This window comes from Kineococcus gurbantunggutensis (genome assembly GCF_050871925.1).
Classification (GTDB): Bacteria; Actinomycetota; Actinomycetes; order Actinomycetales; family Kineococcaceae; genus Kineococcus.
The window spans coordinates 1-5883 of sequence record NZ_JBJLSG010000225.1 but is presented as its reverse complement, the minus strand read 5'-3'; the positions used below and the strand labels follow the sequence as shown (position 1 = coordinate 5883).

The 5883-nt window shown below is 76.8% G+C and carries 4 protein-coding genes and 1 pseudogene; 1 reads left to right on the top strand and 4 read right to left on the bottom strand.

The window, feature by feature from the left end:
- Positions 1–87 precede the first annotated feature (87 nt).
- Positions 88–609 (top strand): annotated as a pseudogene (locus tag ACRYR7_RS23755) (5'-3' exonuclease); the annotation flags it as partial.
- A 54-nt stretch (positions 610–663) separates the two neighbouring features.
- On the opposite strand, the gene ACRYR7_RS23750 reads toward ACRYR7_RS23755, so the two are convergent.
- The 4 genes from ACRYR7_RS23750 to tatA form a co-directional block, all read right to left on the bottom strand.
- Positions 664–3471, bottom strand: coding sequence for a DEAD/DEAH box helicase (locus ACRYR7_RS23750; RefSeq protein ID WP_432574724.1), 2808 nt, complete (start codon positions 3469–3471; stop codon positions 664–666).
- Positions 3472–3532: 61 nt separating this feature from the next.
- Positions 3533–4462 (bottom strand): diacylglycerol/lipid kinase family protein, encoded by a 930-nt coding sequence (locus ACRYR7_RS23745; protein WP_432574722.1) that lies wholly within the window; start codon positions 4460–4462, stop codon positions 3533–3535.
- Between the two features lie 31 nt (positions 4463–4493).
- Complete coding sequence (gene tatC, locus ACRYR7_RS23740) at positions 4494–5309, bottom strand: twin-arginine translocase subunit TatC (protein ID WP_432574720.1); 816 nt, start codon at positions 5307–5309, stop codon at positions 4494–4496.
- 45 nt (positions 5310–5354) lie between these two features.
- Positions 5355–5636 carry a Sec-independent protein translocase subunit TatA gene (tatA, locus tag ACRYR7_RS23735; protein WP_432574718.1) on the bottom strand — a complete coding sequence of 94 codons (282 nt, stop codon included), beginning with the start codon at positions 5634–5636 and terminating at the stop codon, positions 5355–5357.
- Positions 5637–5883: the final 247 nt, after the last annotated feature.

Here is a 5883-nt window from a genome sequence, read left to right as displayed (position 1 = left end):
GTCTCCGGGGGGGTGGGTTCTCCCAGTAACCAGGCCCACCACCACACCCCCCCCCCGCCGCCGCCCCCCGCCCCCCCCCCCCGCGGCGGCGGGGTGCTCGCCGTCACCGGGGACCGCGACCTGTTCCAGCTCGTGGACGACGCCGCCGGGGTGCGGGTGCTGTACGTGGGCCGGGGCGTGCGCCGGGCCGAGGTGGTCGACGAGGCGTGGCTGCAGGCGCACCACGGGGTGCGCCCGGGCGCCCGGTACGCGGACCTGGCGGTGCTGCGCGGGGACCCCTCGGACGGGCTGCCCGGCGTGCCCGGCGTCGGGGCCAAGACGGCCGCGGCGCTGCTGGAGCGCTACGGGGACCTGGCGGGGGTGCGGGCCGCGGCCGCAGACCCCTCCTCGGCCCTGCCGGCCGGGCAGCGCCGCCGCCTGCTGGAGGCCGCGGACTACCTCGACGCCGCCCCGGTGGTGGTGCGCACCGCGGCCGGCGCGCCGGTGGCGCGGGTGGCCGACGAGCTGCCGCGCACGGCGGCCGACCCGGCGGCGCTGGAGGCGCTGGTGGCGCGCTGGGGGCTGGGCTCGAGCGTGCAGCGGGTGCTGGCGGCGCTGGCCGACCGGTGAGGCGGTCTCGACCTCACCTCGAGGGTGAGGTCGAGACCGCGCGGCGGGGCCGGCTCAGGTCAGGGAGGTGTGGGCCACCACGCCGCGACGCACCGCGTCCACGGCCTCGCGGGCCGAGGAGCGCACCGCGGGGTCCACCGAGGCGGAGGCGATCTGGTCCAGCAGGTCCACCAGCTGCTTGCAGCGGCGCACGAAGTCGCCGGCGGCCAGGTCCGCCTCGCGCAGCACCGCGTCCAGGCGGTGCCCCGAGGCCCAGCGGTGCACCGCCCACGCCAGGCCGGCGTCCGGCTCGCGGGTCGCGGGCACCTTGTGGTGCTCCTCGCGGTCGGTGAGCTCGCTCCACAGCCGCACGGTGGCCGCGATGGCGTCCTCGGCGCGGCGGGGCACGCGCTCGGTGCGCGATCCCTCGTCGCGGCGGGACTCGTGCACCAGGGTGGACACCGCCGCCGCCAGGTCGGCGGGCCCCAGGCCCGCCCAGGCGCCGCGGCGCAGGCACTGCGCCACGAGCAGGTCGGTCTCGGCGTTGATGCGGCGCAGGCTGCGGCCGATGTCGGTGACCGCGCTGCCGTCGGGGGTGAGGTACCCCAGCTCGGCGAGCAGGTCGCACACCCGGTCGAAGGTGCGGGCGATGGTGCCGGTGCGGCCCTCGATGCTGCGCTGCAGCGCCCTGGTGTCGCGGGCCAGCTTCTCCTCGCGCACGGCCCAGCGGGCGTGCTCCTCGCGGTCGGCGCAGCCGTGGCAGGGGTGGGCGCGCAGCCGCTCGCGCAGCTCGGCGAGCACCGGGTCCTCGTCGGCCGCCGCGGACCCGCCGCGGCGGCGGCGCGGCACGTCGCCGCCGCCGACCTCGGCCAGGGCGTTGCGCAGCGAGGAGGCCAGGTCGCGGCGGGCCTGGGGGCTGCGCCAGTTGAACGCCTTGGGGACCTTCACGCGCGCCACCGGCTCGACGGCGCCGGTGAAGTCGTGCGCGGAGACGGTGCGCACCTGCCGGTCCTGGCTGAGCACGCGCGGGGACGGCCCGTCGAAGCCCTTGCCGTCGACGAGGTCGAGCACCACGCCGAAGACCTCCCGGCGCCCGCCGGGCAGGCGCACGACGTCGCCGGTGCTGAGGGACTCCACGGAGCGGCGGGCCTCGGCGCGGCGCTCGGCGGCGCCGGCGCGGGAGAGCTCCTTCTCCCGCTCGGTGACGCGCTGGCGCAGCGCGAAGTACTCGGCGAAGTCGCCCAGGTGGCAGGTCATCGCCTCGCGGTAGCCGGCCAGGGCGCGCTGCTGCTCGCGGATCTGCTGGGCCTGCCCCACGACGGCGCGGTCGGCCTGGAACTGCGCGAAGGACGTCTCGAGGATGTCGCGGGAGCGCTCGCGGCCGACCTGCTCGACGAGGTTGACGGCCATGTTGTACGTGGGCCGGAAGCTGGAGCGCAGCGGGAAGGTGCGCCGCGAGGCCAGGCCCGCGACGGCCTCGGGGTCGGTGCCCGCGCTCCACAGGACGACGGCGTGGCCCTCCACGTCGATGCCGCGGCGCCCGGCGCGGCCGGTGAGCTGGGTGTACTCCCCCGGCGTGACGTCGACGTGGGTCTGCCCGTTCCACTTCACCAGGCGCTCGAGCACGACGGAGCGGGCGGGCATGTTCACGCCCAGGGCCAGGGTCTCGGTGGCGAAGACCGCCTTGACCAGGCCGTCGGCGAAGAGCTGCTCGACGGTCTCCTTGAAGACCGGCAGCAGGCCGGCGTGGTGGGCGGCCAGGCCGCGCTCGAGCCCGTCGAGCCACTCCCAGTAGCCCAGCACCGCCAGGTCCGAGGAGGGGATCTCCGCGCAGCGCTCCTCGGCGATCGCGCGGATGCGCCGGGAGTCCTCCGGGGTGGTCAGCCGCAGGCCCCAGGCCACGCACTGCTGCACGGCCGCGTCGCAGCCGGCGCGGCTGAAGATGAAGGTGATCGCCGGCAGCAGCCCGGCGGCGTCGAGGCGCTCCAGGACCTGCGCGCGGCTGGGGGTGCGCCCGCCGGGCGGGCCGGCGGCGAAGCGGCCGCCACCGGGTCGCGGGCGGCCCGGCCCGCGGCCGCGCCCGCGCCCGGCGGCGGCGAGGCGGTCGCTGCGCAGCTGCTGGCGGGCCATGGCCACCAGCTCGGGGTTGACGATGGCGCCGGGCACCAGGGAGCCCTCGTCGCCCTCCAGCGGGTCGCCGGCGGGGTCGGTGAACAGGTCGTACAGCTCGGTGCCGACCAGCAGGTGCTGCCACAGCGGCACGGGCCGGTGCTCGGAGACGACGACCTCGGTGTCGCCGCGCACGGTGTCCAGCCAGGCGCCGAACTCCTCGGCGTTGGAGACGGTGGCCGACAGGGAGGTCACCAGCACGTCGGAGGGCAGGTGGATGATCACCTCCTCCCACACCGCCCCGCGGGAGCGGTCGGCGAGGTAGTGCACCTCGTCCATCACCACGTGGCCCAGGCCGTCGAGCAGCGCGGAGCCGGCGTAGAGCATGTTGCGCAGCACCTCGGTGGTCATCACGACCACGGGCGCCTCGCCGTTGACGGAGTTGTCGCCGGTGAGCAGGCCGACGCTGGCGGCGCCGTGGCGCTCGACGAGCTCGGCGTACTTCTGGTTGCTCAGCGCCTTGATGGGCGTGGTGTAGAAGGCCTTGCGGCCGGTGCTCAGCGCCAGGTGCACCGCGAACTCGCCGACGACCGTCTTGCCGGCGCCGGTGGGGGCGGCGACGAGGACGCCGCGCCCGGCCTCCAGCGCGCGGCACGCCTGCAGCTGGAAGCCGTCGAGCTCGAAGCCGACCGTGCTCGCGAAGCGCGCCAGCTCGGTGCGCGACTCCTCAGTCCGGCGGCGCGCTGCCGCGTAACGTTCCGCGGGGCTCGCCATGTCGCGACAGTACGTCACGGCCACCAGCGGTGCGCGCCGACCCCCCGGCGCAACAGCGCTCCTAGGCGAGCACGCGCAGCGCCGCGGGCACCACCTCGCACGTCAGCGGCAGCCGGCCCACGGGCTCGCCGTCGGCGTGCGGGCGCGGCAGGCGGGCCCGGCGCGCGCCGGCGGCCGCCTCCAGCGGCTCCAGGCGCACCGTGCGGGCGCGGTGCACGCGCACCGCCGGGGAGCCCAGGTGCTCGCCGGGGCGCAGCTTGGTGAACAGGCGCACCGCGGGCACGGTGGACAGCGCGTCCACGACGACGACGTCCAGCAGCCCGTCGGCGGGGTCCGCGCCCGGGGCCACGGCCAGCCCGCCGCCGTAGCAGCGGGTGTTGGCGACGGCGACGAGGAGGACCTCCTGCTCCAGGACGCGCCCGTCGAGGGTGACGCGCAGGGGCAGCCCGCGCACGACGAGCAGCTCGCGCACCGCGGCGAGGGTGTAGCGGGCCGGGCCGGAGGGCCAGCGCCAGGCGTTGGCCCGCTCGTTGACCAGGGCGTCGACGCCGGAGGCCAGGATGCTGGCGTACCAGCGCTCCCCCTCGGCGCTGCGCACCCGCACCGCGTCCACGGCCCGGCGCGCGCCCGAGCGCAGGGCGGCGGAGACGGCGGCCACGGCCGCCACCGGGTCGCCCAGCGGCAGGTCCAGCCCGCGCGCGACGTCGTTGCCGGTGCCGGCGGGCACGATGCCCAGCGCGGTGGCGGTGCCGGCGACCTCCTGCACGGCGGCGTGCACGAGGCCGTCGCCGCCGACGACCACGAGGGCCTGCAGCTCCCCCGCGGCGCGGCGCGCGGCGGCGCGGGCGGCGTCCAGGTCCGGGCCGGACAGGTCGGTGACGGCGTGGCCGAGGCGGCGCAGCTCGGCGCGCACGCGGGCGCCGGCGGCGAACCCGGCGCCGCGGCCGGCGGTGGGGTTGACGAGCAGGCCGACGGGGCCGGGACCGCTCACGCGGCCCGGCCCCGGGGTGCGGCCGGGCCCCTCAGAGGGGGCTGGCTTCGTCGTCGGAGAGGTCCGCGAACTCCGAGCGCCCCTCGCGGCGGGCGCGGCGCTTGTCGTTCCAGATGCACACGCCGATCGCGACGAAGAACAGCAGGATCAGCGGCAGGGCCATGACGATCATGGTCAGCGCGTCCGGGGTGGGCGTGAAGATCGCCGCGAAGACGAAGCAGAGGAAGACGACGATGCGCCACTGCTTCAGGATCGCCCGCCCGGAGACCAGGCCGGCGAAGTTCAGCGCCACCAGCAGCACGGGCACCAGGAAGGAGATGCCGAACGCCAGCAGCAGGCGCATGACGAACGACAGGTAGTTGTTCGCCGTGATGAAGGTCGAGGACCCCTCGGCCGTGAACTCCGAGAGCAGGTGGATGGTCGTGGGCAGCACCGAGGCGGCCAGCGCCACGCCGGCCAGGAAGAGCGGCACGGCCGCGGCGACGAAGCCGACCGCGTAGCGGCGCTCCTTCTTCGTCAGCCCGGGGGTGACGAAGGCCCACAGCTGGTAGATCCACACGGGGCTGGAGACGATGAGGCCCACCCAGATCGCGCCCTTGACCTGGACCTCGATGGGCCCGACCACGCTGTCGTAGTTCAGCGTGCCGTTGGTCAGCTGCTGCAGGGGGCGGATCAGCTGGGGCAGGACGAGGTCGCCCCACAGCCACCAGCCGGCCACCGCGCCGAGCACGACCCCGAGGGCAGCGCGGAAGAGCCGCTTGCGCAGCTCGTCCAGGTGCTCGCGCAGGGGCATGCGCCCCTCGGGGTCCTTCGGCGGCCGGCGCCGTCGGAACGTCGTCACAGCCACGTCGCCGGGGTCCTCCGTGTGCGTCGGTGCTCGGTCAGCGGCGGGTCAGCGCTCGCGCGGGGCGCTGGAGGCCTCGCTGGCGCTGCGGGTGCCGTTGACGTGCGGGGCGGTGCCGTTGACCTGGCCGTCGTCGAGGGCCTTGGGGGTGAAGGCGGTGCCGCGCTCGGCGACGTCGTCGTCGTCCTTCTGCATCTCCTTGACCTCGCTCTTGAAGATGCGCAGCGACCGGCCCAGCCCCCGCGCGGCGTCGGGAAGGCGCTTGGCGCCGAACAGCAGCAGCAGAACGACGACCAGCACGATGATGTGCCAGGGCTTCATTGCGCCCATGGTGCTCAACCTCCGTAGGGGGACGGTGCACGGTCATCGTACGTCCCCGGCACCCCGGTGCGGACCCACCACGCGCAGCGCGTGCCCGCCCGGGGCGCGCTGGCGGCCGGCGCCGGGCGCCGGACCCGCGCCGGTCGCCGCGCGTTCACCCCGCCGCCGCGCGGCGGTCGCCCGGTGCCGCGGGGCCCGGCCGTGGCCCCGGCCCGGGGGGTTGGCGCCGGCGCGCGCGGGGGCGCCCCCCCCCCCC

What these genes read in the sequence shown, in the direction of transcription:
- ACRYR7_RS23750 (WP_432574724.1), bottom strand. Translation starts at nt 3,471, where the DNA reads ATGGCGAGCCCCGCGGAACGTTACGCGGCAGCGCGCCGCCGGACTGAG.
- tatA (WP_432574718.1), bottom strand. Translation starts at nt 5,636, where the DNA reads ATGGGCGCAATGAAGCCCTGGCACATCATCGTGCTGGTCGTCGTTCTG.